Genomic DNA, 26,466 nt, shown 5'->3' on the forward strand with positions numbered 1-26,466 from the left:
ACCATGCAAGAAAACAGAATCATCCTCGTCACCGGCGCCAGCCGCGGCATCGGCGCCGCCTGCGCGCTGCTGGCCGCGCGACGCGGCTACACGGTCTGCGTGAATTACCGGGACAATGCCGGCGCGGCGGCCGGCGTCGTGCGCGCCATCGAAGCGGCCGGCGGGCAAGCGTTCGCCGTCGCGGCCGACGTTGCCGACGAAGGCGCCGTCGAGCGCCTCTTTGCCGAGATCGATACGCGTTGCGGCCGGCTCGATGCCCTCGTCAACAACGCCGGCATCCTCGCGCGCCAGAGCCGCGTCGAGCACATGAATGCCGAGCGCATCAACCGCATCCTCGCGACCAATGTCACCGGCAGCTTCCTGTGCGCGCGCGAAGCCGTGCGGCGCATGTCGACCCGGCACGGCGGGCGCGGCGGCGCGATCGTCAACGTCTCGTCACGCGCCGGCGTGCTCGGGTCGGCCAACGAATATGTCGATTACGCCGCGTCGAAGGCGGCGGTGGATGCGCTGACGATCGGGCTGTCGAAAGAAGTGGCGGGCGAGGGCATCCGCGTGAACGGCGTGCGGCCGGGCCTGATCGACACGGACATGCACGCCAGCGGCGGCGAGCCGGGCCGCATCCGGCGCCTGCAATCGTCCGTGCCGATGGCGCGCGGCGGGACGGCGGACGAGGTGGCGGCCGCCGTGCTGTGGCTGCTGTCGGACGAGGCGTCGTATGCGACCGGCACGTTCATCGACGTATCGGGTGGGCGCTGAGAAAGGACCGTCGTTCCGGCGTAAGCGGAGTCCATCCGACCGTCGTTCCGGCGGAAGCGGGAGCCCAACCGACCGTCGTTCTCGCGGAAGCGGGAACCCATGCCGACCATCCGAAGCCGGTGCTTCGGAAAGGCCATGGTGCGTTCAACGTACGGCATTCCGTTATCCAGCATGGGCCCTGCCCGCGCGGGGACGACCCTGGTCCTAGTTCCAGGCCGACGGGGAAAAGAGGTAGCCCTCGCCCCACACGGTCTTGATCTTTTCCGACAGATTGTCGTCGAACTTGCGGCGCAGCTTGGAGATGCAGTTGTCGATGCTGCGGTCGAGGCCGTCGAACTCGATGCCGCGCATCTTCTTGAGCAGCTCGTCGCGCGACAGCACGCGCCCGGCGGCCTCCGCCAGCACGAGCAGCAGCTTGTATTCCGTATTGCTGAGGATGCACGGCTGGTCGCGCCACGTGACGCTGCGGTCGCTCGTCATGATGCGCAGCGCGCCGAACTCGAGCACGCGGGAGTCGGTGGACGCCTTCGTCTGCGTGCGGCGCACCAGCGCGCGCAGGCGCGCCAGCAGTACGCGCGGCTGCACGGGCTTGTTGACGAAGTCGTCCGCGCCTTGCTCGAGGCCCGAGACTTCATCGTAGGTGTCCTCGCGCGCCGTGAGGATCAGGATCGGCACGTCGGACACGTCGCGGATCTGGCGGCACACGACCATCCCGTCCATGCCGGGCAGCATGAGGTCGAGCACGACGATGTCGGGCGAGGCCGTCTTGAAGTGCTCCAGCGCGGCGTCGCCCCGCGTCACGAGGTCGACCGCGAATTCGTAGCTGGACAGGTATTCCGTCACCAGTTCCGCCAGGCGCGGATCGTCTTCCACCAACAGTACGCGATACATGATGTTCTCCTTGACCCGGCATTGTATAAGAGCGGGCAACATTGGAGCATGCCTGGTGGATAGTAATGACAAAATCGTACAGTTTCACGACAAACGGCGCCGGCGCACGGCCATGATGCCGCGCCGGTCAGGCGGGCTAGTTTGTAGTCGGAAGATACCCTCGGAGCAGATGAAGCAGGTCGTGCCGTCGGGCGCGCGGCCGCACGCAGGTTCGGCAATGCGAACGTCGTCATGCCGTTGCCTCCATAACGGGTGCCCAGCAGGAAGAGCAGTGCAGTGTTCCGAGCGATAGACGGGATTGTCCGTTGGCCGGGATGCCGACGCCGACGCTGCTGGCGAACAACTTCACTTCACCAAGCATGCATTCGGTACCGCGGCCTGCAAGCAACGCACGGCGAACGATGAAAAATATTGACTTATGGAAATATTTTTCCTAATATGCTTGCCAACGTTTAATGACATTTAACTATGGCTTGCATCCTTTGACGGGCATGCCGATGTCAAAGGCTGCATGAGCGCACTGATCAAAATCCTCGGTAGATACGGTTATCAGATCAACACGGCTGCGGACGGTACGATCAGCGGGGTCACCTTGACCGCCGACGCCGTCGGCAATTTCGATACTGCCGGCAAGTCGACGTCCGGCACGGTACGGCTGGAGCTCTGGCTGACCAAGACGCCGTGGAACCCGGCCACCTCGAATACCGGCTATGAAATCGCAGTCGATCGATTCACCAGCGCCGCGAACGGCAAGCTCGAGGCAGGCCATTATTTCAAGAACGTTGCCGACACGGTCCCGCTGAAAAACCTGCCGCCGCCCGGCACCTATTTCGTGACCCTCGCCGCCGCCGAATACACGGGAGCGAAGCCGGAAACGGACGATGGCTACGTCGTCGACAGTTCGTACGCGTTCACGAATCTCGTGACGGTGGGCAGCGACGGCAGCATTGTTGCGAGCGGGATCACGACACCGAGCCTGAGCGTCGCCTCCCGGAATATCCTCGAAGGCGATGACGGCACGCGCAACATGGTGTTCACGGTCGTGATGTCGCATGCCGTGTCGTACGGCGTGTCGGTGCAGGTCGACACGCGCGGCGAAACGGCCGCGCCCGGCGTCGACTACCAGTCGCAGCATCAGACGCTGACGTTCGCGCCGGGCGCGACGACGGCGACGTTCAGCGTTCCGGTGATCGGTAACACGCGCTTCGAACCGTACCGGGCGTTCGGCGTCGAGCTGACCAACGCAATGAGCGCCACGATCGAGGCGCCGGGGTTCGTCGCGACCGGCACGTCCGGTGGCGCCAGCCCGACCAGCGCCTGGGGCGTGATCCGCGACGACGACATGGCCGCAGGCGCGGCCGCGGGTGCGGTGATACCGACGGATGAGTGGTTCGGGGACCAGTGGTATCTGTTTACGACGAACGTGCCGTACGCATGGGCACACGCGACCGGCAAAGGTATCAAGGTCGCCGTGCTCGACCTGGGCATCGACGCTTCCAATCCGGAGCTGGCGCCGAACGACAAACTGGACCTGGGCCGGATCGCCTTGTCCCTGCTGCCCGGCGGGACCCCGGTCAAGTCGACGGACAACCACGGCACCGAAGTCGCCGGGGTGATCGCCGCCGCCAGGGACGGCCATGGCATCGTCGGCGTCGCCTACGATGCGCAGCTCGTGTCGATCTACACGTCCGACGCGATCAGTGCCCAATACGTGACGGAAATCGCGAATGGCTTCCATTACGCGGCCGGCATGGATGTGCTGAACGATTCCTGGGGGGTCGGTAACCTGCTGATATCCGGAACGAACTGGGCCTTTTACGACAACGCGCGCGATGCCCTGTTCGCGCCCGCATTCGCCGCGCTGCACGATCTCGCCGCGACCGGGCGCAACGGCCTGGGCACGGTCGTCGTGCAGTCGGCGGGCAACGGCTACAACTACGGCGACGATACGAACCTGCACAATTTTCAGAACAGCCGGTACGTCGTCACGGTCGGTGCCGTCAATTACACCGGTGCGTCGTCCTACTTCAGCACGACGGGCGCCTCGATCCTGGTCGCGGCGCCGGGCGGGGCCGGCTACGGCGACTACGCCAGCATCCTGACCACCGACCGCACCGGTGCGGCCGGCGCCACCCCTAACGACCATGTATTCGTCGACGGCACGTCCTTTTCGGCGCCGGTCGTCAGCGGCATCGTGGCGCTGATGCTCGAAGTAAACCCGCACCTGGGCTACCGCGACGTCCAGCAGATCCTCGCCTACACGGCGCGGCAGGTCGGCGCGCCCGACAAATGGGCCTCGAACGGCGCCCATGACTGGAATGGCGGCGGCCTGCAATACGGCGACGCCGTGCAGGCGACCGGCTTCGGCGTCGTCGATGCCCTTGCGGCCGTGCGCCTGGCCGCGACGTGGGAGGGCACGCCGCGCACGTCCGCCAATGTCGTGGACGTGACCGCATCGCAGACCACCGCCGCGGCGATTCCCGACAATACCGGCAAGTTCGCCTACAGTGCCATCGACATCGACAGCAACGTCGTCGTGGAACGCATCGACGTCACGGTCAACATCACGCACCCCTTCATCGGCGACCTCGAAATTGCGCTGATGTCGCCCGGCCATACGACCAGCTACCTGATGTATCGTCCGGCGCAAGGCGCGCTCAGCGCCGTCGGTTCGACCCAGCATGACATCCATTTCACGTTCGACACCGTGCTCGACTGGGGCGAGAGTGCACGGGGCCGCTGGACGCTCGCCGTCATCGACCTCGGCACCGGCAACGTCGGCACCCTGGACAACTGGAGCATCGACATCATCGGCCACCAGCCCACGCAGGACCACACCTTCATCTACACGGCGCAGTACGCGCAGATGGTCGCCGCCGACCCGTCGCGCGGCAACCTGAGCGACCCGGCCGGCGGCACCGACACCATCAATGCCAGCGCGCTCGGCAGCGACGACCGCATCGACCTCTCCGGCGCCACGCCGTCCGTGATCGACGGCGCCAACCTGAGGATCGCACAAGGGACGACGATCCGGAATGCGTACGGCGGCGACGGCAACGACGTGCTGATCGCGAACGCCAAGGGCAGCGTCCTGCACGGCATGGCCGGCAACGACACGCTGACCGGCGGCGCCGGCAACGACACGCTCGACGGCGGCGCCGGCAACGACACGATCGACGGCGGCGCGGGCACCAACACGGCGGTCTACCACGGTGTCGAGGCGAATTACACCATCACGAAGACCGCCACCGGCTTCACGATCACGGACAAGACGGGGTTTGATGGCACCGACCAGGTGACGAACGTGCAGCGCCTGCAGTTTGCCGACACGGCGGTCGGATTCGACGCCGGCGGCCATGGCGGCCAGGCCTTCCGCATCTTCCAGGCCGCGTTCAACCGCGCACCCGACAAGGGCGGCCTGGGCTACTGGATGAATGCGCTGGACCACGGCGTGTCGCTGCTCGACGTGGCCAACGGCTTCATCCACTCGGCGGAATTCAAGGCCCTGTACGGCGACAACCCGACCAATGCCGATCTCGTGAACAAATACTACGCCAACATCCTGCACCGGGCGCCGGACCAGGCGGGTGCCGATTACTGGACCAAGCTGCTCGACCAGCATGTGGTGACCAATGGCGACGTGCTCATGAGCATCAGTGAAAGCGCCGAGAACCAGGCGGCGCTGGTGGGCGTGCTGCAGAACGGTTTCGAGTACACGCCTTACGGCTGAGGAAACGAACACGGCCCGCGCGAGGCGGGCCGTGGTGGTCAAGCCGGGAATCGCTTTACGCGAAGTTCTGGTTCACGAAGTCCCAGTTGACGACGTTCCACCATGCCTCGACGAACTTCGGACGGGCATTGCGGTAGTCGATGTAGTAGGCGTGCTCCCAGACGTCGCAGGTCAGCAGGGCCTTGTTGTCGGTGGTCAGCGGGGTGCCGGCGTTCGACGTGTTGACGATGTCGACGGTGCCGTCCGCCTTCTTGACCAGCCAGGTCCAGCCCGAACCGAAGTTGCCGACGGCCGATTTCTGGAACTCTTCCTTGAACTTGTCGAAGGAACCCCACTTGGCGTTGATCGCATCGGCGACCGGGCCGGTCGGCGCGCCGCCGCCGTTCGGAGTCATGCAGTTCCAGAAGAAGGTGTGGTTCCACACCTGGGCGGAGTTATTGAAAACGCCGCCTTGCGATTTCTTGATGATCTCTTCCAGCGACAGGTTTTCGAACTCGGTGCCCTTGATCAGGTTGTTCAGGTTCGTGACGTAAGCCTGATGGTGCTTGCCGTAGTGGTATTCCAGCGTTTCGGCCGAGATGTGCGGCTGCAGGGCGTCCTTAGCGTACGGCAGTGGGGGCAGGGTATGTTCCATGTCTTGTTCCTTAGTGAGTTGACGGGAGACTTTCGAAGTCTCTGCGGTACAGCAATTCGGGCGCTTATTCTAAACCGGTTAAGCAAACGTTGCAGATATGGCTTTGCATAACCACCATATTGTCGGAAACGTCGAAAAACCTGCTGCGCGTTGCACCTGCGCGTCGCGATGCCCGCCGTACCCGCGTACGGCCGCGCTTCTCAAGCACCATTGCGGCCGCCCGCGACGGTTTTTCGAGGTTCCCTCATTCCAATACATCCTGCACGCCGGCCACGCTGACCTCGGCGCTGCCTTGCGCCAGGCGGATGCGCAGCACGTCGCGCGGCTTGATCTGGCCCGGCGCGTGCAACACTTTGCCCTTCGCATTGCTGACGATCGCATAGCCGCGCTCCAGTGTGCGCTGCGGGTTCAGCAGTTCAAGCTGCGCGGCCAGCGCGTTCAGCGCTTCGCGCCGTGCGCGCAACTGGCTGCCGACGCTCGCCGTCAGGTGGCGCCGGTCCGATTCCAGCCGCGTGCGCAGTCCGCTCCAGTCCGGCCTATGGCGGGCCCAGCGCTGCTGCAGCTGCGCCAGCAGCACGCCGTGACGGTTCACGGGCGCACGCACGGCATGCGTCAGACTGCTGGCCATGGCCAGAAGTTTCAGGCGTTGATGAGCGATCTGGCTGGACGGGCTCAAGAGGCGGCGCGACAGGTTGTCGAGGCCCTGGCTGGCGTCGGACAGGACGCGGTCCATCGCCCGGCGCAGGTCGCCCGCGTCCGCCTGCAGCGACGCGAGCCAGTCGGCCCTGGCCGTCGCGGCCAGCTCGGCGGCGGCGGTCGGCGTGGCGGCGCGCAGGTCGGCGGCGAAATCGGCGATGGTGAAGTCGGTCTCGTGACCCACGCCCGCGATGACGGGCATGCTGCACGCGGCGATCGCGCGCGCGACGGCTTCCTCGTTGAAGCTCCATAAATCCTCGATCGAGCCGCCGCCGCGGCACACGATCAGGACGTCGACTTCGCGCCGGTGCGAGGCGACCGCAATCGCTTCCGCGATCTTTTGCGCAGCCAATTGACCCTGCACGGGCGCCGGATACAGCACGACGCCTACGTGCGGCACGCGCCGCTTGAGCGCGGTCAGCACGTCGCGCAGCGCGGCCGCCTGCGGACTGGTGACGATGCCCACCGTGCGCGCGAACAGGGGCAGGGGCCGCTTGCGGGCTTCGTCGAACAGGCCTTCGGCCCCCAGCTTTTCTTTCAGGCGCATGAAGGCCTCGTACAGCGCGCCCACGCCCGCCCGCCGGATCGCCTCGACGTTGATCTGGTAATCGCCGCGCGCGCCGTACAGCGTGACGAGGGCGCGCACCTCCACCTTGTCGCCCTCGCGCGGGGTGAAACCGGCGTACTGGGCGCGGCCGCGGAACATGACGGCCCGCACCTGCGCCGCATCGTCCTTCAGCGTGAAATACCAGTGGCCGGAAGCGGCCCGCGTGAAATTCGAGATTTCTCCCCCGATCCAGACGAGGGGAAAGGTCCGCTCCAGCAGGCGCGCGACCTGCTGGTTAAGGGCCGTCACGGTCAGTACGGGCGGGGCTGCATAGGCCGGATCGGCATCTTCAGTGGGGAACATAGGGATGAGCTGGGTTGAACTGTCCACAAAAACATGGTTGCGCGAAGCATATTGCACATCTGCGAAAGAACAACAAATAGTTTTTGTAAACGCCTGATTTTTAAAGTAAAACTGCGCTGCTTGATTTCAGTGCAGCAAGCAAATTGCTTTACGGATCAATGGCTTGAGTGCATCTCAGGGCACTTGGCCACAATCTTATCCACAGAATGTGTGTGAAAGTGGACAAACCGGCACTGCCTCCAAATTCAGCGTGCATATGTTTTCCTAAAGCAATCAAACACTTAGGCTACTGTCCCGGCCCTTGCTCACATTGTTTTCCACAGTTTATGTGAACAGATGGGCCCGGCTCGGCGTTGCTGACTGATTCCGCGAGGACGCGACTATAACCCAGGCGCTGTGCGGTCGGTGCCTGCTGTGCACAAGTCCGGCTTGCCTAAAAAATGGGCTTAAAGAAGAATTCTGATTGGAATCAAGGAGTTATGATGCAATGAATGCGTTTGCGCACATCTTTTTCCACAGTTTGTGTGAAAAATTCTGTCCCCCGGTGGGGTGGACTGGACAGGCCCGGGTGCTCAAAAATGAGGCGCAGGAATCTTTTCCTTGTAAATCAATTGCTTAGGGTCTGGTTTGTGCGTTTGCGCACAATTTTGTCCACAAAAAATGTGTAGAAAGAGGGGCCAAACGGCAGCTGTAGTCGAGCGCAATCCTGCTTAATTTTTGGACTCGGAAATTTCCTTGAGTAAAATCAAAGACTTACCTCTGGGAAAGGTGATTTCTCACAAATTTATCCACAGAAATTGTGGGCAACTACATCGGAGAAGAGCACAGGCAAGGATTGAAAAATTTCTTGAGAGAAACGCAATATTGTCCTGCCGCGTTTTTACGCACGGAAAAATATCCTTTAAGAATCAAGGAACTTACCGCCGCCAACTCGCTTTGCGCACACTTTTATCCACAGAAAGTGTGCAGAACTCTACTTGCCGCAAACCGGGCAACACGTTACATTGCGCAACTAACTTGTGACGTTGTTTTTTACTCATTCAGGAGTTCCATTTGCTCGCCATTCTTCAAGCCGCCGGCTGGCCCATCTGGCTGTTGCTGATCGCCTCGATCATCGCCCTGGCCCTGATCATCGAGCGCCTGATCTATTTGCGCCGCGAAAAGATCCTGCCGCGGCAGCTCCTCGATGAAGTGATCCAGGTGTATCGCAGCGGGAAAGTTACTCCGGACATCATCGACAAGCTGCAGACGAATTCCCCGCTCGGCGCCGTGCTGGCCGCCGCGCTGCGCAACGTCGACGCGCCGCGCGACGTGATGAAGGAATCGATCGAGGAAGCGGGCAGGGGCGTCGCCCACGTGCTTGAGCGCTTCCTGACGACGCTCGGCACCATCGCGTCGCTCGCGCCGCTGATGGGCCTGTTCGGCACGGTCGTCGGCATGATCGAGATCTTCGGCGCCCAGAACGCCAGCGGCACCAATCCGGCCCAGCTGGCGCACGGCATCTCCGTGGCGCTGTACAACACCGGCTTCGGCCTGGCGATCGCGATGCCGGCCCTCGTGTTCTATCGCCACTTCCGCGCGCTGGTCGACAGCTTCATCATCGACATGGAGCTGCAGGCCGTGAAATTCGTCGACGTCGTCCACGGTGCCCGCAAATGATCGACTTCCGCCGCGGCCGCAAACGCGAGGATCCGGAAATCAACCTGATCCCGTTCATCGACGTGCTGCTGGTCGTGCTGATCTTCCTCATGGTGACGACGACCTACAGCAAGTTCACGGAGCTGCAGATCACGCTGCCGACGGCCGACGCCGAGAAGGCCGTCGAGAAGCCGTTCGAGATCAACGTCACGGTCGACGCCAAGGGTAACTACACGGTAAACAATGTGCCGGTCGCCTTCCACGGCGTGGCCAGCCTCGCGGACGACCTCAAACGCGCGGCCAGCATCGGCCCGGACGGCCGGCCGCTGGCGGCGCCGGTGAAGGGCCCCGTGATCATCGTCAACGCCGACCAGTTCGCGATGCACCAGATGGTCATCAACGTGCTGGAAGCGGCGCGCATGGCGGGTTATGACAAGCTGACGTTTGCGGCGCAGACGGGCGGGCAGAAGTAAAACGATCGTCGTCCCCGCGCAGGCGGGGATCCAGGTGCTGCATGCGCTAACGATGCGCCGGCAAAATTGGGTCCCCGCCTCCGCGGGGACGACGTTTTTGGGTTAACGCTCTTTTACATGGCATCTTCCCTTGAATCCACCTTGACCCGCGCCTGGCTCCGGCGCGGGCCGCTGGCCATGGCCCTGTGGCCGCTGTCCCTGCTGTTCCGCCTGCTGACCGCGCTGCGCGTGGCCCTGTTCCGGGCCGGTGTCCTGCAGTCCGAACGCCTGCCGGTGCCCGTGATCGTGGTCGGCAATATCTTCATCGGCGGCACCGGCAAGACCCCGCTGACGATCTGGCTGGCGCAGCAGCTGCGCGCGGCCGGCATGCGGCCCGGCGTGATCTCGCGCGGCCACGGCGGGGCTGAGGACGCCCCGCGCGAAGTCCTACCCACGTCGCGCGCCCAGGACGTCGGCGACGAACCCCTGCTGATCGCGGGCCGGGCCGGCTGTCCCGTCGTCGTGGGCCGCCGGCGCGCGCAGGCCGGACGCCGTCTGCTCGCCCTGCATCCGGACGTCGACGTGCTGATCACGGACGACGGCCTGCAGCACTACGCCCTCGCGCGCGACGTCGAGATCGTCCTGTTCGACGGCCGCGGCACGGGTAACGGCTGGACCTTGCCGGCCGGCCCGCTGCGCGAACCGCCGTCGCGCCGGCGCGATTTCACCGTCGTCAACGCGGCGGAGATCACGCCGCAGCTGGCCGCGGCGCTGAAAGGGCGGCCGTGGCAGATGCGCCTCGCGGGCGACCACGCCGAGCGCCTGATGGACGCCAACGAGCGCGTGCCGCTGGCGGCGATACGCGGAAAACGCGTGCTGGCCGCGGCCGGCATCGGCAACCCGGGGCGCTTCTTCGCCATGCTGCGCGCCGCCGGCCTCGATATCGCCGAACTGCCGCTGCCCGACCACCACGACTTCCTCGACGACCCGTTCCGCGCGGTGGTCGCCGATGTCATCCTGGTGACGGAGAAGGATGCAGTAAAATGTCGGCAACTTGAAACAATCAACAACGACCCGCGCCTGTGGGTCGTGCCGGTCGGCGCGCAGATCGATGCCGCGCTGGCCGCCCAAATCGTGGAGAAATGTCGTGGACGCCCGACTGCTTGATATCCTGGTCTGCCCGCTGTGCAAGGGACCGCTCGAATATGACAAGAAAGCGCAGGAATTGATCTGTCGCCCGGACCGCCTCGCGTATCCGATCCGCGACGGCATCCCGATCATGTGGGCCGAAGAGGCGCGCAAGGTCGAGCCCAGCCTGTAATCGCATGAGCTTCGTCGTCATCATCCCCGCCCGCCTGGCGTCGACGCGGCTGCCGAACAAGCCGCTCGCGGACCTGGGCGGCAAACCGATGGTCGTGCGCGTGGCCGAACGCGCGCAGCAATCGGGCGCTTCCCGCATCATCGTCGCCACCGACCATGCCGACATCGCCGCCGCCTGCGCCGCGCACGGCGTGGAGGCCTGCATGACGCGCGCCGACCACCCGTCCGGCACCGACCGCATCGCCGAGGTGGCGCATACGCTGGGCCTGGCGCCGGAGGCCGTCGTCGTCAACCTGCAGGGCGACGAACCGCTGATCGATCCCGCGCTGCTGGCCGCCTGCGCCGCGCGCATTTCGCCGGACGTGCCGATGGCCACCTGCGCCCACCCGCTGTCGGATATGCAGGATGCCTTCAATCCGAACGTCGTAAAGGTCGTGCTGGACAAGGCCGGACGCGCGCTGTATTTCTCGCGCGCCACGATCCCGTGGCACCGCGACGGCTTTACGGCCAGCCGCGAGCAACTGCCGGCCGGCTATGTCCCGCTGCGCCACATCGGTCTGTACGCCTACAGCAATGCCTTCCTGCAGCGCTATCGGCAACTCGAGGCGTCGCCGTTGGAATCCATCGAGGCGCTGGAACAGCTGCGCGTGCTGTGGCATGGCGTGCCCATCGCCGTGCACGTGACGGCCGAGGCGCCCCACGCCGGCGTCGACACGCCGGCCGACCTGGAGCGGGTACGACTTTTCTACACGTCTTGATCTTGATGGAAACTACACTTCAGGCTGCTTGCGCCACGTCAAACGGCTGAGAGATCGCCGGCCGTCAGTGGCGTTTGATGCTGCTTTTGTGGTAAGTTTCGTATGAGTAGCTGGATATGCATCATGCAGTTATCTGTTCCCAACTATAACTGCGTCAAAAAAATTATTAGATATCTTTAGGAATCCTTCATGCGTCTCATTCTGTTAGGAGCCCCCGGCGCCGGTAAAGGCACCCAGGCAAACTTCATCAAAGAAAAATACAACATTCCTCAGATTTCCACCGGCGACATGCTGCGTGCGGCCATCAAGGCCGGCACCGAGCTGGGCCTGGCTGCGAAAAAAGTGATGGATGCTGGCCAGCTGGTGTCGGACGACATCATCATCGGCCTGGTGAAGGAGCGCCTGAAGGAAGCGGATTGCGCCAACGGCTACCTGTTCGACGGCTTCCCGCGCACCATCGCGCAGGCGGATGCCATGAAGGACAGCGGTGTCAAGATCGACTACGTGCTGGAAATCGACGTGCCCGACGAGCTGATCGTCGAGCGCATGAGCGGCCGCCGCACCCATCCGGCCTCGGGCCGCGTGTACCACATCAAGTTCAACCCGCCGAAAGTCGAAGGCAAGGACGACGTCACGGGCGAACCGCTGGTCCAGCGCGACGACGACACGGAAGAAACGGTCAAGAAACGCCTGGCCGTGTACCATAACCAGACCGAAGTCCTCCTCGGCTACTACAACAAGTGGGCGGAATCGGGCCTGCCGGGCGCACCCAAGTATCGCAAGATTTCGGGTGTCGGACCGGTCGAGCAGGTACGGGACGCCGCTTTCGCGGCACTCGCAGGCTGAGCATTCCAGGGCGGCGCAAGCCGCTCTTTTTGGCTCCGGATGACTAATGCCATCCGTCCAGGTTTTTAGATCAAAGTTTTGTCGCACTGTTCGTGCGGCGAATGCAGCAAGGCAGGCCGCTCCAGCGGACATCGCATGACGGCCTTCGACTGTGGTTGTTTGATCGAAGAACGAGGGGGGACGACATGGCATCCGCGCAGCTCATCTTCGCCGTCGCGTGCGGCGTCATCGCGGTATTTTACGGCTTGTGGTCGCGCCGATGGGTCCTGCTTCAGGACCCCGGCAACGGCCGCATGCAGGAAATCTCGCTGGCCATCCAGCAGGGGGCATCCGCCTACCTGGCGCGCCAGTACCGGACCATCGCGATCGTCGGCGTTGTCCTGCTGATCGCCATCTTTCTACTGCTTGGTCCCGCCACCGCGGCCGGCTTCCTGGCCGGCGCGCTGCTGTCCGGGGCCTGCGGCTTCATCGGCATGAACGTCTCCGTGCGCGCCAACGTGCGCACCGCGCAGGCGGCGTCCAAGGGACTCGACGAGGCGCTGAACGTCGCCTTCCGCGGCGGGGCCATCACGGGCATGCTCGTCGTCGGCCTGGGCCTCCTGGGCGTCGCGCTGTTCTACTGGTTCCTCGTCATCCGCGCGGATGCCGCGCTGTCGACGCATGACGTCATCCAGCCGCTCGTCGGACTCGCGTTCGGCGCCTCCTTGATCTCGATCTTCGCGCGCCTGGGCGGCGGCATCTTCACGAAGGGCGCGGACGTCGGCGCCGACCTCGTCGGCAAGGTGGAGGCCGGCATTCCCGAGGACGACCCGCGCAATCCCGCCGTCATCGCCGACAATGTGGGCGACAACGTCGGCGATTGCGCCGGCATGGCGGCCGATTTGTTCGAAACCTATGTCGTCACGCTCGTCGCCACGATGCTCCTCGGCGCGCTGATGCTGCCGGGGATGGGCGGCACCGGGACGGCGTATCCGCTGCTGCTGGGCGGCGTGTCCATCATCGCGTCCATCGTCGGCTGCTCCCTCGTGAAGAACCATCCCGGGCACAAGATCATGTACGCGCTGTACACGGGCCTGTGGTGGTCCGCGGCGCTGTCGCTGATCGGGTTCGCCGTCGTCACGTGGCTCGTCTGGCCGGACGACGCCATGCGCTGGCGCATGCTGGGCTGCGCCACGGTCGGCATCGCGCTCACGGGCCTGATGGTCTATATCACCGAGTACTACACGGCCACGGAATTCAGCCCCGTGCGCCACATCGCCGAAGCGTCGACGACGGGCCACGGCACCAACATCATCGCAGGGCTGGGCGTGTCGATGAAGTCGACGGCCTATCCCGTGCTCGTCGTGTGCGCTGCGATCCTCATCGCGTTCGAGCTGGGCGGCCTGTACGGCATCGCCATCGCCGCCACGGCGATGCTGTCGATGGCCGGCATCATCGTCGCGCTCGATGCCTACGGCCCGATCACGGACAACGCCGGCGGCATCGCCGAGATGAGCGGCATGCCCGACCAGGTGCGCGCCGTCACCGATCCGCTGGATGCGGTCGGCAACACGACGAAGGCGGTCACGAAGGGCTATGCGATCGGTTCGGCGGGCCTGGCCGCGCTCGTGCTGTTCGCCGACTACACGCATGCGCTGGAAGCGCACGGCACGCGCCTTGCGTTCGACCTGTCGAACCCGATGGTGATCGTGGGCTTGTTCATCGGCGGCCTCGTGCCCTACCTGTTCGGGGCGCTGGCGATGGAAGCGGTGGGGCGGGCGGCGGGCGCCGTCGTGATCGAGGTGCGGCGCCAGTTCCGCGACATCGTCGGCATCATGGCGGGCACCGGCAAGCCGGAATACGACAAGGCCGTCGACATGCTCACGGCCTCCGCCATCCGCGAGATGGTGCTGCCGTCGCTGCTGCCCGTGATCGTGCCGATCCTCGTCGGCATGCTGCTGGGGCCGGCGGCGCTGGGCGGCATGCTGATGGGCACGATCGTCACGGGGCTGTTCGTGGCGATCTCGATGACGACGGGCGGCGGCGCCTGGGACAACGCCAAGAAATACATCGAGGACAACCACTACGGCGGCAAGGGCTCCGACGCGCACAAAGCCGCCGTCACGGGCGACACGGTGGGCGATCCGTACAAGGACACGGCGGGGCCGGCCGTGAATCCGCTCATCAAGATCATTAACATCGTGGCGCTGCTACTCGTGCCGCTGCTGCCGGCGGGCGGCTGGCTCGCGGTGTCGGCGCCGCAGGCCTTGTACGCAAAGCCGGCCGCGACGGCGCAAGTGCCGGCTAAGCAGGTTCAGCGTCCCAGCGCTTCGCTGAGCGCGCTTTCCAGCGACGCCCGGTCCGAGTCGCCGCGGTAGCGCAGGCCGTTGATGGTGAAGGTCGGGGTGCGGCTCGCGCCGTCGCGGTGGGCGCGTTCGGCATCCGCCTGTACGCGCGGGCGGTGGCGGCGCTCCAGCATCTCGGCGCGGAAGCGTTCGATGTCGAGGTCCAGGCGCTCCGCCAGCACGGCGAAGTCCTGTTCGTCGCGGACATGGCGCTGCCGGTCGAACAGCAGGTCGTGCATGTCCCAGAACCGCCCCTGGCTGGCGGCGGCTTCGGTCGCTTCCGCCGCCAGCTCGGCCAGCGGGTGCAGGTGCGCCAGCGGCAAGTGGCGGAAGACCAGGCGGATGCCGCCGAAGCGCCCGTCCAGGTCGCGCAGCGCGAGGTGGGCGCGTGCGCTGTACGGGCACTGGAAGTCGGCATATTCGATCACCGTCAGCGCGGCATCCGCCGGGCCGCGCACGTGTTCGTCGTTCCCGATCTCGTCATGTCGTTTCATCGATGTCTCCTGGTCGCGTCATGGGCACCATGATGGCATGGCGCGCGCACTCGTGTAGTAAATTTTCACCCGGCAAGAAGATGGGTGTAAAAACAAAACAGATGGCGACGCGATAGCCTCCGTTGCGGTACAGTAGCGCCATGAGCGGCTTGGTTTATTGAACAAGCTGCGCCAGCTTACTAACCAAATGGAGAAAACCATGACGAGCAATCTCGGAAGAAAGGGCGTGCCCGACGCCCCCGGCCTTGATCCCACCAACGTCCCCCAGGACGGCGTGCAGCAGACCGACGGCGCCGATCGTGCCGAGCTGCAGCGCGCCCTGCTGGTCTACGGCATGGCCGGCGCGCACGGCGCCGACCGCGCACGTGGCGCCATGAACGACACGCGCGGCTGACGACGTAGCGTCAACCACACCAACGGGACCTGCGGGTCCCGTTTTTCATTCAAAAGACGCACATCCGGTCGGCTTCTTCGCGCAGCCAGGGCCGGAAGTCCGGATGCGCGATGGCGATCAGCGCCTGTGCGCGCTGCTTGGCCGACTTGCCCCGTAACTGCGCCACGCCCCATTCCGTGACGACGTAGTTGACGTCGTTCTTGCTCGTGGTGGCGTGCGTGCCGGGCGACAGCGTCGGCACGATGCGCGAGACGGTGCCGTCCTTCGCCGTCGACGGCAGCACGATGAACGATTTGCCGCCGCGCGAGCGGTTCGCGGCGCGCACGAAATCCACCTGGCCGCCCGTGCCGGAATAGGGGAGGTGGCCGATGCTTTCGCTGCCGCACTGGCCGAGCAGGTCGACCTGCAGGCTGGCGTTGATCGACACGAGCTTGTCGTTCTGCCCCGCGATGTACGGGTCGTTGGTGAAATTCGACGGATGCATCTCCAGCATCGGATTGTGGTGCATGAAGTCGTACAGACGGCGCGAACCGAGCGCGAACGTCGCCACCATCTTGCCCGGCATGAGCGTCTTCCTGCGGTTCGTGACGGCGCCGGCTTCCACGAGTTTCAAGATGCCGTCGCCGATCATCTCCGTGTGGATGCCGAGATCGTGCTTGTCGGTCAGCTGCATGACGACGGCGTCCGGAATGCCGCCGTAGCCGATCTGCAAGGTGGAACCGTCCTCGATGTGCTCCGCGACGAGACGGCCGATCGCCTCCTGCACAGGGCCGATGTGCGGCAGGCCCACTTCCATGATCGGGTCTTCGCTTTCGACCAGCGCCGTGACCTGAGAAATGTGCACATGGCACTGGCCGTGCGTGAACGGCACGTGCGGATTCACTTCCAAGATGACGGCGCGCGCCTTCGCCACGGCGGCCATCGTGTAGTCGGTGCCGAGGCTGAGGGCGAAGTGGCCGGAGGTGCTCATCGGCGAGGCCATCGCGAACACGACGTCGGCCGGCATCAGGCCCCGTTCGATCAGCGTCGGGATTTCGGAAAAGTAATTCGGGATGAAATCGCACCAGCCGCCCTGGCCGCCGGCGCGCGACGCGCCGCCGAAGAACAGAGCCGCATGGCGTACGTGCGGCCGGCATTCTTGGGCGAAATAGCCGTACTTGCGCATGGCGAGGATCTGCGCCACCTGGACGTCGTGAAAGCCCCGGCATTCGTCCGACAAGGCGTGCAGCAGGGTGGGCGGTTCGCCGACACCGGTCGGCACGACGATCATGTCGCCGTCGCGCACGTGGTTGAGGGCATCGAAGGCACTGCCGCGTTTGGCGCGGTACATCTCCTGCATCGTCTGCATGGCGTCTCCTATCGTCGTTTTTTTGTGTGAAAAACATGCACCTTGGCAGCTTAACAGCGTGGCGGAGGAAACTGACGCGCACCTGACGCCGGCTTGATGCACAGCGGCGCGCCGGGCGGACGCGGCGCGGCCGATAATGGAACGACAAGGAGCGACGATCATGGGACGATATTTACCGGCGGCCGCGCTGGCCGCTTGCATCGTGCTGGCCTGGCCCTGCATGGCGCAGACGCGCGCGCAGGATGCAGCCACGCAGCGCCAGACCCAACGCACGGACCAGGCGAACCGCGACGCCACCGTGGCCGACGAGGCGGGCACGGCGCAGCCGGCGCGCGCCGCGCAGTCCGATGCGGCCGCCGGCAGGCCTGCGCTGAGCTACGGCCCGGTCTTGAATCCGCGCGGCCAGCAGAACGGCGATGCGGTCCGCAAGGACCCGGCCGAGGTCCGCGACGAGACCGACACGCTGGCCCGCCAGACCCCGCCGCAACAGGCGCGGCAGCCGGAAAAGCAACTAACCGACAAGCGGCGCGAAGAGCTGCGCCGCCGCGCCGCGCGCCGCCACCAGGCTTGGCAGGGGGAGGGGCCGATGGCGCCGCGTCCGCTGCGCGCCGGCGAGACGCCGCCGGCAACGGCCGCCGTGCCGATCCCGCCTCCGCTGCCGGCGCCCCAGCCGACGGTGCCCAGCTCCAGCGTCATCCGCGCCTGCCAGGGCATCGTCTGCACGGACGCGGCCGGCAATACGTTCAACGGCAGCGGCAATGCGGGCGTCGGCAGCGGCGGCCGCGCGTGCGCCCGGACCGGGACCACCGTCCAGTGTTTTTGATGTGCCCGCATGGCGTTTCCGCCGAAAGCCCGCTAAAATCCGCTGGTTGACGTTTACGTAAACGGCAAGGCAATATCCACCAGACCAGCGAAGGGGAGACAAATGCAAATCCAGAATAATGTGTTCATCGTGACGGGCGGCGCTTCGGGCCTGGGTGCGGCCACGGCGCGCGCCATCGTCGAGGCGGGCGGCAAGGTCGTGCTGGCCGACGTCCAGCAGGAAGCGGGCGCGGCGCTTGCCGCCGAACTGGGCAGCGCGGCAAGGTTCGTGAAGTGCGACGTGACGTCGGAGGCGGACGGCCAGGCCGTCGTCGCCGCGGCGCTCGAACTGGGCAGCCTGCGCGGCCTCGTCAACTGCGCCGGCGTCGCGCCGGCCATCAAGACGGTCGGCAAGGACGGCCCGCACCCGCTGGACGCCTTCCAGCGCGCCATCAACATCAACCTCGTCGGCACTTTCAATATGTGCCGCCTGGCCGCGGATGCGATGGGCAAGGAAGACGCGCTGGAGCACGGCGAGCGCGGCGTGATCATCAACACGGCGTCCGTCGCCGCGTTCGACGGCCAGATCGGCCAGGCCGCCTACGGCGCGTCGAAGGCGGGCGTGGCGGGCATGACCTTGCCGATGGCACGCGACCTGTCGCGCAGCGGCATCCGCGTGATGACGATCGCGCCGGGCATCTTCGAGACGCCCATGCTGATGGGCATGCCGCAGGAAGTGCGCGATTCGCTGGGCAAGATGGTGCCGTTCCCGCCGCGCCTCGGCATGCCGCGCGAGTACGCGCACCTGGCCAAGACCATCATCGAAAACGTCATGCTGAACGGCGAGACGATCCGCCTGGATGGCGCGATCCGTATGCAGCCGAAATAAGCAAGGTGAGCGGTTAAGCAATTTCGGGTACGATGCTTCAGGTTTCTGACGCGCGGGCTGCTGCCCCGCGTTCGTCTTCGGGCGCGCGGTCTGTTGCCGCGCGTTTGTCTTCGGGCGCGCGGCCGGCTGCCCCGCGTTTGTCTTCAGGCGCGCGGCCGGCTGCCGCGCGTTTGTTATTTTCGGAGAGTCGTATGAAGTCGAAGTTGCTCGCCCTTGCCCTGGGCGGTGTGTTTACCGCCGCCCTCAACCCCATCGTCGCGTTCGCCCAGGACGCGTCGTCCCTGCAGCGGGCCCCGGAGGCCGCCAGCGACTACACCGAGAAGGCTGGCTGGACCGCCCGCAAATACATGGTGGCGGCCGCCAATCCGCTGGCCGTCGAGGCGGGCTACGAGATGCTGAAGCAGGGCGGGACGGCAATCGACGCGGCGATCGCGACGCAGCTGGCGCTCACGCTCGTCGAGCCGCAATCGTCCGGCATCGGCGGCGGCGCGTTCCTGATGTATTACGACGGCAAGAAGGTGCAGGCCTATGACGGCCGCGAGACGGCGCCGTCGAAGGCGGACGAGCATCTGTTCCAGCATCCGGACGGCACGCCGATGTCGCGCACCGAGGGTATTGTCGGCGGCCGCTCGACGGGCGCGCCGGGCGTGCTGCGCATGCTCGCGCTGGCGCACCGCCAGCATGGCAAGCTGCCGTGGAAGGCCTTGTTCCAGCCGGCGATCCGCCTGTCGGAACAGGGCTTCGCCGTCAGCCCGCGCCTGCACAGCCTGCTCGCCGAGGACCGCTACATCCGCAACGATCCGACGGCGCGCGCCTATTTCTATGCGCCGGACGGCAACCCCTGGCCCGTCGGCCACATCCTCAAGAATCCCGCGCTGGCGCGCACGCTGCACGAACTCGCGGACGGCGGCGCCGAGGTGTTTTATACGGGCCGGATCGCACGCGACATCGAAGCGAAGGTCAAGAGCCATCCGACCAATCCGGGCCTCTTGAGCGCCGCCGACATCGCCGCGTACCAGCCGAAGCTGCGCGAGCCCGTCTGCAACGACTACCGCGCCTACACCGTGTGCGGCATGCCGCCGCCGTCGTCGGGGGGCATCGCCGTGGCGCAGATGCTCGGCATGTTCGAGACACGCGACATGAAAGCGCTGGCGCCGACCAACGGCATCCCGGGCACGGAGGCCGTGCACCTGTTCTCGGAAGTGGGCCGCCTCGCGTACGCGGACCGCGACCGCTACGCCGCCGACACCGATTTCGTCCCGCTGCCCGGCCGCGGCATCTCCGCGCTGCTCGACAAAGGGTATCTGACGCAGCGCGCGGGCCTGGTCAAGGAGCGTTCGATGGGCAAGGCGGAAGCGGGCCGTCCGCCGGGTGTCGAGATGGCGTGGAACTGGGGCCTGGACAATTCGATCGAGGCGCATTCGACGTCGCACATCGTCGCCGTCGATCCGTACGGCGCCGGCCTGTCGATGACGACGAGCGTCGAGGACGCGTTCGGATCGCGCCAGATGGTCGACGGCTTCATCCTCAACAATCAGCTGACGGACTTTTCGTTCGATTCGCGCGACGCCAGCGGTCCGGTCGCCAACCGCGTCGAACCGGGCAAGCGCCCGCGCAGCGCGATGAGCCCGACGATCGTGTTCGACAAGAAGACCGGTAAATTCGTGGAAGCCGTCGGCTCGCCGGGCGGCCCCCTCATCATCAACTATGTGGCGAAGGTCCTCGTCGGCACGCTCGACTGGGGACTCGACATGCAGCAGGCGATCTCCCTGCCCAACTTCGGCAGCCGCAACGGCCCGACCGAGCTGGAGACGGGACGCTTCCCGGCTTCCGAAATCGAGGCGCTCAAGGCGCGCGGGCACACGGTGCGCGTGTTCGACCAGACCTCCGGCCTGCAGGGGATTGCACGGATGGACATCCATGGCGTACCGCTGTGGTTCGGCGGTGCCGATCCCCGCCGCGAAGGCATGGCAAAAGGCGAGTAGGTGGGCATTCGAGGCCGGGGCCTCAAATGACACGTGCCCATGCGTGACGCCGGCACGCCGCATACCCCGCGCGTGCCCATCCTACGCCTCGAATACAACGAACTATCAATGAAGTATTTGTCGAGAAGCTATTTATTCAACGCAAGCCCGGCAGACTTTGCTAATCTTGCCGTGTGGACATTGAACGTAAAACGGGGTTAATCCTCAGCGGAGGCGGCGCGCGCGCGGCTTACCAGGCTGGGGTGATGCAAGCAATCTCCCGCATCCTGGGGGAGGCGGGCTGGCCCGCCGCGCGCAACCCGTTCGAGATCATCTGCGGCACGTCGGCCGGGGCGCTGAACGCCGCCGCGCTGGCCTGCCGCGCGGACGATTTCGGCGACGCCGTCGGCCACCTGGCGCACGTGTGGGAGGGCATCAACGTGGCGCAGGTCTATCGCGCCGATTCGATCGGCGTGCTGCGCTCCGGGGCGCGCTGGCTGTCGTTGCTGTCGTTCGGCTGGATGCTGCGCCAGTGGCATGCGGCGCCACCGACTTCGCTGCTCGACAACACGCCGCTCGTCGGCCTCCTGCACCGCATGCTCGACCTGCCGCGCCTGGACGCGGCGCTGGCCAGCGGGTGCCTGGAGGCGCTGGCCGTCACCGCGTCGTCGTACAGCGGCGGCCAGCACGTCACGTTCTACCAGAGCGAACGCGAGATCGCGCCGTGGAAGCGCCACCAGCGCGTGGCCCTCGCGGGGCAGATCGGCGTCGATCACCTGCTCGCGTCGAGCGCGCTGCCGTTCATCTTCCCGGCCGTGCCTTTGTACCTGGACGGCCACATGGAATTCTGCGGCGACGGCTCGATGCGCCAGCTGGCGCCGATCGCGCCCGCGATCCACCTGGGCGCGCACCGCGTGCTCGTCGTGGGGGCGGGACGCATGAACGAGACCGTGAACCACCTGCCGGCACGCGTGCGTTATCCGAGCGTGGCGCAGATCGCCGGGCACGCGCTGTCGTCGATCTTCCTCGACGGCCTCGCGATGGACATCGAGCGCCTGCAGCGCGTCAACGCGACGCTGGCCATGGTGCCGGACGAGCTGCTCGCCAAGACGCCGCTGCGCCGCATCGAACTGCTCGCCATCGTGCCGTCGGAACGCCTGGACGACATCGCGGCGCGCCACGCGGCCAGCCTGCCGGTGCCCGTGCGCACCTTGCTCGGCGGGATCGGCGCGACCGAGACGCGCGGCGCGGCGCTCGCGTCCTATCTGCTGTTCGAGGGCGGCTACACGCGCGAACTGATGGCATTGGGCCAGCGCGACACCTATGCCCGGCGCCACGATGTACTGGAGTTTTTCGAAGCATGAGACGACGGCTGTTCTCTCTACTTGCGCTGCTGGTGCTTTCGTGGACGTTGTTGTGGCTGGGATGCGCCCAGGCCGCGCCGACGCCGACCCTGCGCTTCGAGCACCTGTCCGTGGACGACGGCCTGGCGCAGGAATCCGTGCTGTCCATCGTCCAGGATCCGGACGGCTTCATGTGGTTCGGCACGCAGTCCGGCCTGTCGCGCTACGACGGCTACCGCTTCACGAATTTCCGCAACGTCGTCGGCGACCCGAAAACGCTCGCCAACAACTGGGTGCGCGTGCTGTACGTCGACCGCAAGGGCCGGCTGTGGATCGGCACGGACGGCGGCCTCGATCGCTACGAACCCGCCACCGGCACGTTCAGTCACTTCCTGCCGGACGAACCGGCCAAGCGGGGCAACGGCAACCGCCACATCCGCGCCATCCTCGATGACGGCAAGGACGGCCTGTGGTTGGCGACGGCGGACGGCTTGCAGCACTTCGACATCGCCAGCGGCCGGTTCGACACGTGGCATCACGTGCCGGGCGTGCCGAACAGCCTCGCGTCGGACAAGCTGACGGCCCTCGCGCGCGGGCGCGACGGCCACCTGTGGATCGGCACCTCGGCGGGCCTGGACAGCCTCGATCCGGAGCGCATGCATTTCCGCCACCACCCGTCGCCGCGCGGCGGCAAGTACGACTTCGTGCAGGCGCTGATGGTCGATGCAGGGCAGGGCCTGTGGGTCGGCAGCATGGGCGGCCTGGAACGCCTGCCGCTCGGCCAGAAGGGCGACGTGCGCACGTTCGGCATCGACGACGGCATGCCGCCCGGCGAGATCAGCGTGTTGTACGAGGATGCCGAACGCCAGGTGTGGGTCGGTTCGCACGACCGCGGCCTGTACCGCTGGCTGCCCGCGCAGGACAAGTTCGAACGGCATCCGCACCGCATCACCGACAGCTACAGCCTGGGCGACAACCAGGTCACGGCGATGTACGGCGACCGCGTGGGCACGTTCTGGGTCGGCACGTGGTATGGCGGCGTGTCGCGCGCGGACATGGGGAGCGGCGGCTTCGCGCGCATCGTGCGCGGCGACGACACGCCGATTTCGCTGGAAGACAACAAGGTGCGGGGCATCGTCGGCGAAGGCGGTGGCAAGCTGTGGCTCGCGACGAACGGCGGCCTGCACCTGTTCGATCCGGGAACGGGCGCGGACCGCGCGTGGCGCCTCGCGCCCGTCGAGGCGGGGCTCTCCGGCGACGCGATGGCGACGTCGGTGGCGCTCGGCCGCGACGGCATCGTGTGGATCGGCACGCGCAACGGCCTGGCGCGCTTCGAGCCGAAAACGGGGAAGATGACGCGCCAGACGCTGTCCGCGGACGACGTCGACGCGAACTATGTGCGCAACGTGCACGTCACGCGCGACGGCACGGTGTGGGCCGCGAGCCGCGGCGGCCTGCACCGCATCGCCCCCGACGGCAAGCAGACCACGTACCAGCACGATCCGGTCGTGGGCGCGAGCCTGGCCGACAACATCGTGCGCCCGATGCTGGAAGACCGCCATGGCCGCTTCTGGATCGGCACGTTCGACGGCCTCGACCTGCTCGACCGCGCGACCGGCAAGTTCCGCCACTTCCGCCACGACCCGGACGATCCGACCAGCATCTCGCACGATGAGGTGCACTATCTGCTGGAGGATCGCAAGGGCGACCTGTGGGTCGGCACGGCCGTGGGCCTGAACCGCATGGTGATCGGCGCCGACGGCACGCCGCGCTTCCAGCGCTACACCGTGCGCGACGGCATGGCCGACGACGTCGTGGCCGCGATGCAGGAAGACCTCGACGGCTTCATCTGGGTGTCGAGTTCAAGCGGCCTGCACCGGCTCGATCCGGCCAGCGGCGCCTGGCGCAACTACAACGCGACGGACGGCACGATCGAAGGCGCCTACTTCGACGCGTCCGCGCTGCGCGTGGCCGACGGCACGCTTTACTTCGGGGGCAACAACGGCATCACGGCGTTCAATCCGCGTGCGCTGCACGACAACCTGATCGCGCCGCGCGCCGTCATCACGGGCCTGCAGATCTTCGGCCAGCCGTGGCAGGACGTTCACCCGGGCATGCTGCCGGGGCCCATCGAACGCCTGTCCGGCATCACGCTCACGCCGCAGGATTCCGTGTTCTCGCTGGAATTCTCGGCGCTGCACTTCGCCGCGCCGAGCCGCAACCGCTTCGCCTACCGCCTGGTCGGCTTCGACCAGGACTGGATCGGCGTCGACGCCGGCAAGCGCTTCGCCACCTACACGAACCTCGATCCAGGGACGTATACCTTCCAGGTGCGGGCCGCGAACAAGGACGGCGTCTGGAGCGATGCGGCCGCCACGCTGGAGATAACGGTCCTGCCGCCGTACTGGAAGACGTGGTGGTTCCGCACCTTGTGCGCGCTGGTCGTGATCGGCTGCGGCTACGGCGCCTACCGCATCCGCGTGGACGTCCTGCGCCGCCAGAAGGCCATGCTGGAACAGCAGGTCAGCGCGCGCACGGAACGCATCGAGCAGCAGAACCGCCTGCTCGAACGCCAGACGGAAGAACTGCGTGAACAGGAACGGCAGGTGCGGCGCCGCACGAACGAGCTGGCGCTCGCCAACGACGCGCTGCAGGAAAACGAGGAGCGGCTGTACCAGGCCAAGCAGCGCGCGGAAGACGCTACGCGCCAGAAGTCCGAATTCCTGGCCAATATGAGCCACGAAATGCGCACGCCGCTGGCCGGCGTGATCGGCATGCTCGGGTTCGCGCTGCGCGACACGGCCTTGCGCGAGTCGACGCGCGAACAGATCCTGCGCGGCCAGGCCAATGCGCAATCGCTGCTGGCGATCATCAACGACCTGCTCGACTTTTCCAAGATCGAGGCGGGCAAGCTGACCATCGAGAACATCGACTTCGTCCTCGACGAGAACATCGGGAACGTGGCCACCCTGTTCGAGGAGCAGGCCGGCGCTCACAGCGTGGGCTTCGGCGTGCAGCTCGCTCCGGACCTGCCGCGCTTCGTCGTGGGCGACCCGACGCGGCTGCGCCAGGTGCTCGTGAACCTCGTCGGCAACGCCTTCAAGTTCACGGAAAGCGGGTCCGTCACCGTGCGCGTCGAGCGCCGTCCCGAAGACCAGTACGACCGCGCGGGGCGCAACATGATCCGCTTTTCGGTGCAAGACACGGGTATCGGCATCGCGCCGGAGGCCTTGCCGCGCCTGTTCCAGAAATTCGAACAGGCCGACGCGACGACGACGCGCCGCTACGGCGGCACGGGCCTGGGCCTGGCGATCTGCCGCCAGCTCGTCGAGCTGATGGGCGGCACGATCGGCGTGGCGAGCACGCCGGGCGTCGGTTCCACGTTCAGCTTCGTGCTGCCGCTGGCGGACGGCGTCGAGCCCCCGGTCGTCGTCGACCAGCCGCGCGCGCCGCACACGCACCGCCTGCGCGTGCTGTGCGCGGAAGACTATCCGACCAACCAGATCATCGTGCGCATGATGCTGGAAGAACTGGGCCACCAGGTCGACGTGGTCGAGAACGGCCTGCTGGCCGTGATGGCCTGCGCGCGCACGCGCTACGACCTGATCCTGATGGACGGCCGCATGCCCGAGATGGACGGCGCGACGGCCACGCGCCTGATCCGCGCCGGCGGCCCGATCGAGTCGCCCGTGCTCGACCAGCACCTGATGATCGTCGCGCTCACCGCCAACGTCAGCGAGGAAGACCGCTCGCGCTACCTGGCGTGCGGCATGGATGCCTTCATCACCAAGCCGATCGACGACGCCCAGCTGCACTACCACATCACGCGCGCCATCGAGCGCCAGCTGCAGCGCGGCATCGAACTCGCGCCGATGCCGGAGCCGGCCGCGCGCACGCCGTCGACGGCCGAACTGGATGCCATGTTCGACGTGCAGACCGGACACGCGGAGCAGGCCGCGGCGGCGCAGAACGCCGGCCGGCGCGCGGGCGACTTCAAGGAACGGCTGCGCAGCGCCTTCCTCGCCGACCTGCCGCGCCGCCGCGCCGAGCTGGATACCGCCCTGGAGCAGGGCGACCGCGACACGGCCGGGCGCGTCCTGCACGGCCTGAAGGGCAGCGCCGGCTACCTGGACGAGTCGCGGCTGCGCGAGGTCTGCGCGGAACTCGAGGGCCTGGCCGACACGGGCCAGCTCGACGCCGTGCGCGCCGGCCTGCCGCGCCTGTTGGACCTGCTGGCCCGCTTCGAGGCCGAAACTGCTTGAATCGTGCGCACCCTGG

Annotated in this window: 20 protein-coding genes and 1 pseudogene; 15 read left to right on the forward strand and 6 right to left on the reverse strand. The window is 66.2% G+C overall.

Translation table 11 applies throughout. The features are described 5' to 3' along the window. The first annotated feature begins 3 nt into the window (after nt 1-3). Nucleotides 4-756: an SDR family oxidoreductase gene (locus tag BVG12_RS28055; RefSeq protein WP_075795273.1), complete on the forward strand. Its 753-nt coding sequence runs from the start codon at nt 4-6 to the stop codon at nt 754-756. A 204-nt stretch (nt 757-960) separates the two neighbouring features. Here the strand turns inward: BVG12_RS28055 and BVG12_RS28060 are convergent, their stop codons facing one another. Together BVG12_RS28060 and BVG12_RS35905 are read right to left on the reverse strand one after the other, a co-directional pair. Then, nucleotides 961-1,647 (reverse strand): response regulator, encoded by a 687-nt coding sequence (locus BVG12_RS28060; protein ID WP_083685477.1) that lies wholly within the window; start codon nt 1,645-1,647, stop codon nt 961-963. A 203-nt stretch (nt 1,648-1,850) separates the two neighbouring features. Further along, nucleotides 1,851-1,949, reverse strand: a pseudogene (locus BVG12_RS35905) (tail fiber protein); the annotation flags it as partial. Nucleotides 1,950-2,158: 209 nt separating this feature from the next. Here BVG12_RS35905 and BVG12_RS28070 point away from each other — a divergent pair. After that, the gene (locus BVG12_RS28070) at nt 2,159-5,377 is read left to right on the forward strand and encodes a S8 family serine peptidase (RefSeq protein WP_075795275.1); all 3,219 of its coding nucleotides are present in this window, start codon (nt 2,159-2,161) and stop codon (nt 5,375-5,377) included. A 55-nt stretch (nt 5,378-5,432) separates the two neighbouring features. Here the strand turns inward: BVG12_RS28070 and sodB are convergent, their stop codons facing one another. Both sodB and xseA read right to left on the reverse strand, forming a co-directional pair. Beyond that, complete coding sequence (sodB, locus tag BVG12_RS28075; RefSeq protein WP_075795276.1) at nt 5,433-6,011, reverse strand: superoxide dismutase [Fe]; 579 nt, start codon at nt 6,009-6,011, stop codon at nt 5,433-5,435. 244 nt (nt 6,012-6,255) lie between these two features. After that, the gene (xseA, locus tag BVG12_RS28080) at nt 6,256-7,617 is read right to left on the reverse strand and encodes an exodeoxyribonuclease VII large subunit (protein WP_075795277.1); all 1,362 of its coding nucleotides are present in this window, start codon (nt 7,615-7,617) and stop codon (nt 6,256-6,258) included. A gap of 1,053 nt (nt 7,618-8,670) precedes the next feature. On the opposite strand from xseA, the gene BVG12_RS28085 reads away from it, so the two are divergent. From BVG12_RS28085 to BVG12_RS28115, 7 genes are all read left to right on the forward strand, one after another. Further along, a complete protein-coding gene (locus BVG12_RS28085) occupies nt 8,671-9,276 on the forward strand; it encodes a MotA/TolQ/ExbB proton channel family protein (protein WP_036237285.1) in 606 nt (201 codons plus the stop codon). After that, on the forward strand, nt 9,276-9,728 hold the full coding sequence (locus BVG12_RS28090) for an ExbD/TolR family protein (protein WP_075796608.1): 453 nt from the start codon (nt 9,276-9,278) through the stop codon (nt 9,726-9,728). The genes BVG12_RS28085 and BVG12_RS28090 overlap by 1 nt, the downstream gene beginning before the upstream one ends. A 117-nt stretch (nt 9,729-9,845) precedes the next feature. After that, complete coding sequence (gene lpxK, locus BVG12_RS28095; RefSeq protein WP_075795278.1) at nt 9,846-10,874, forward strand: tetraacyldisaccharide 4'-kinase; 1,029 nt, start codon at nt 9,846-9,848, stop codon at nt 10,872-10,874. Beyond that, nucleotides 10,855-11,028 (forward strand): Trm112 family protein, encoded by a 174-nt coding sequence (locus BVG12_RS28100; protein WP_075795279.1) that lies wholly within the window; start codon nt 10,855-10,857, stop codon nt 11,026-11,028. The genes lpxK and BVG12_RS28100 overlap by 20 nt, the downstream gene beginning before the upstream one ends. A 4-nt stretch (nt 11,029-11,032) precedes the next feature. Then, nucleotides 11,033-11,785 carry a 3-deoxy-manno-octulosonate cytidylyltransferase gene (gene kdsB, locus BVG12_RS28105; RefSeq protein WP_075795280.1) on the forward strand — a complete coding sequence of 251 codons (753 nt, stop codon included), beginning with the start codon at nt 11,033-11,035 and terminating at the stop codon, nt 11,783-11,785. Nucleotides 11,786-11,974: 189 nt separating this feature from the next. Further along, nucleotides 11,975-12,631 carry an adenylate kinase gene (gene adk, locus BVG12_RS28110; protein WP_075795281.1) on the forward strand — a complete coding sequence of 219 codons (657 nt, stop codon included), beginning with the start codon at nt 11,975-11,977 and terminating at the stop codon, nt 12,629-12,631. Nucleotides 12,632-12,816: 185 nt separating this feature from the next. Next, on the forward strand, nt 12,817-14,988 hold the full coding sequence (locus BVG12_RS28115) for a sodium-translocating pyrophosphatase (RefSeq protein WP_075795282.1): 2,172 nt from the start codon (nt 12,817-12,819) through the stop codon (nt 14,986-14,988). Here the strand turns inward: BVG12_RS28115 and BVG12_RS28120 are convergent. After that, on the reverse strand, nt 14,925-15,449 hold the full coding sequence (locus BVG12_RS28120) for a DsbA family protein (protein WP_075795283.1): 525 nt from the start codon (nt 15,447-15,449) through the stop codon (nt 14,925-14,927). The genes BVG12_RS28115 and BVG12_RS28120 overlap by 64 nt on opposite strands. A gap of 199 nt (nt 15,450-15,648) precedes the next feature. Between BVG12_RS28120 and BVG12_RS28125 the strand changes: the two genes are divergently transcribed. Continuing rightward, the gene (locus BVG12_RS28125) at nt 15,649-15,843 is read left to right on the forward strand and encodes a hypothetical protein (protein WP_075795284.1); all 195 of its coding nucleotides are present in this window, start codon (nt 15,649-15,651) and stop codon (nt 15,841-15,843) included. 49 nt (nt 15,844-15,892) lie between these two features. Here BVG12_RS28125 and BVG12_RS28130 read toward each other — a convergent pair whose 3' ends face one another. Next, complete coding sequence (locus BVG12_RS28130) at nt 15,893-17,182, reverse strand: acetyl-CoA hydrolase/transferase family protein (RefSeq protein WP_218921092.1); 1,290 nt, start codon at nt 17,180-17,182, stop codon at nt 15,893-15,895. 169 nt (nt 17,183-17,351) lie between these two features. On the opposite strand from BVG12_RS28130, the gene BVG12_RS28135 reads away from it, so the two are divergent. From BVG12_RS28135 to BVG12_RS28155, 5 genes are all read left to right on the forward strand, one after another. After that, nucleotides 17,352-18,014 (forward strand): hypothetical protein, encoded by a 663-nt coding sequence (locus BVG12_RS28135; RefSeq protein WP_075795286.1) that lies wholly within the window; start codon nt 17,352-17,354, stop codon nt 18,012-18,014. A 102-nt stretch (nt 18,015-18,116) separates the two neighbouring features. Next, a complete protein-coding gene (locus tag BVG12_RS28140) occupies nt 18,117-18,881 on the forward strand; it encodes a 3-hydroxyacyl-CoA dehydrogenase (RefSeq protein ID WP_075795287.1) in 765 nt (254 codons plus the stop codon). Nucleotides 18,882-19,072: 191 nt separating this feature from the next. After that, complete coding sequence (gene ggt / locus BVG12_RS28145) at nt 19,073-20,866, forward strand: gamma-glutamyltransferase (RefSeq protein WP_075795288.1); 1,794 nt, start codon at nt 19,073-19,075, stop codon at nt 20,864-20,866. Nucleotides 20,867-21,039: 173 nt separating this feature from the next. Then, nucleotides 21,040-22,209 carry a patatin-like phospholipase family protein gene (locus tag BVG12_RS28150; protein ID WP_075795289.1) on the forward strand — a complete coding sequence of 390 codons (1,170 nt, stop codon included), beginning with the start codon at nt 21,040-21,042 and terminating at the stop codon, nt 22,207-22,209. Continuing rightward, complete coding sequence (locus BVG12_RS28155; protein WP_083685482.1) at nt 22,206-26,450, forward strand: hybrid sensor histidine kinase/response regulator; 4,245 nt, start codon at nt 22,206-22,208, stop codon at nt 26,448-26,450. The genes BVG12_RS28150 and BVG12_RS28155 overlap by 4 nt, the downstream gene beginning before the upstream one ends. Nucleotides 26,451-26,466 lie beyond the last annotated feature (16 nt).

Source organism: Massilia putida, assembly GCF_001941825.1.
In the GTDB taxonomy this organism is placed as follows: Bacteria; Pseudomonadota; Gammaproteobacteria; order Burkholderiales; family Burkholderiaceae_D; genus Telluria; species Telluria putida.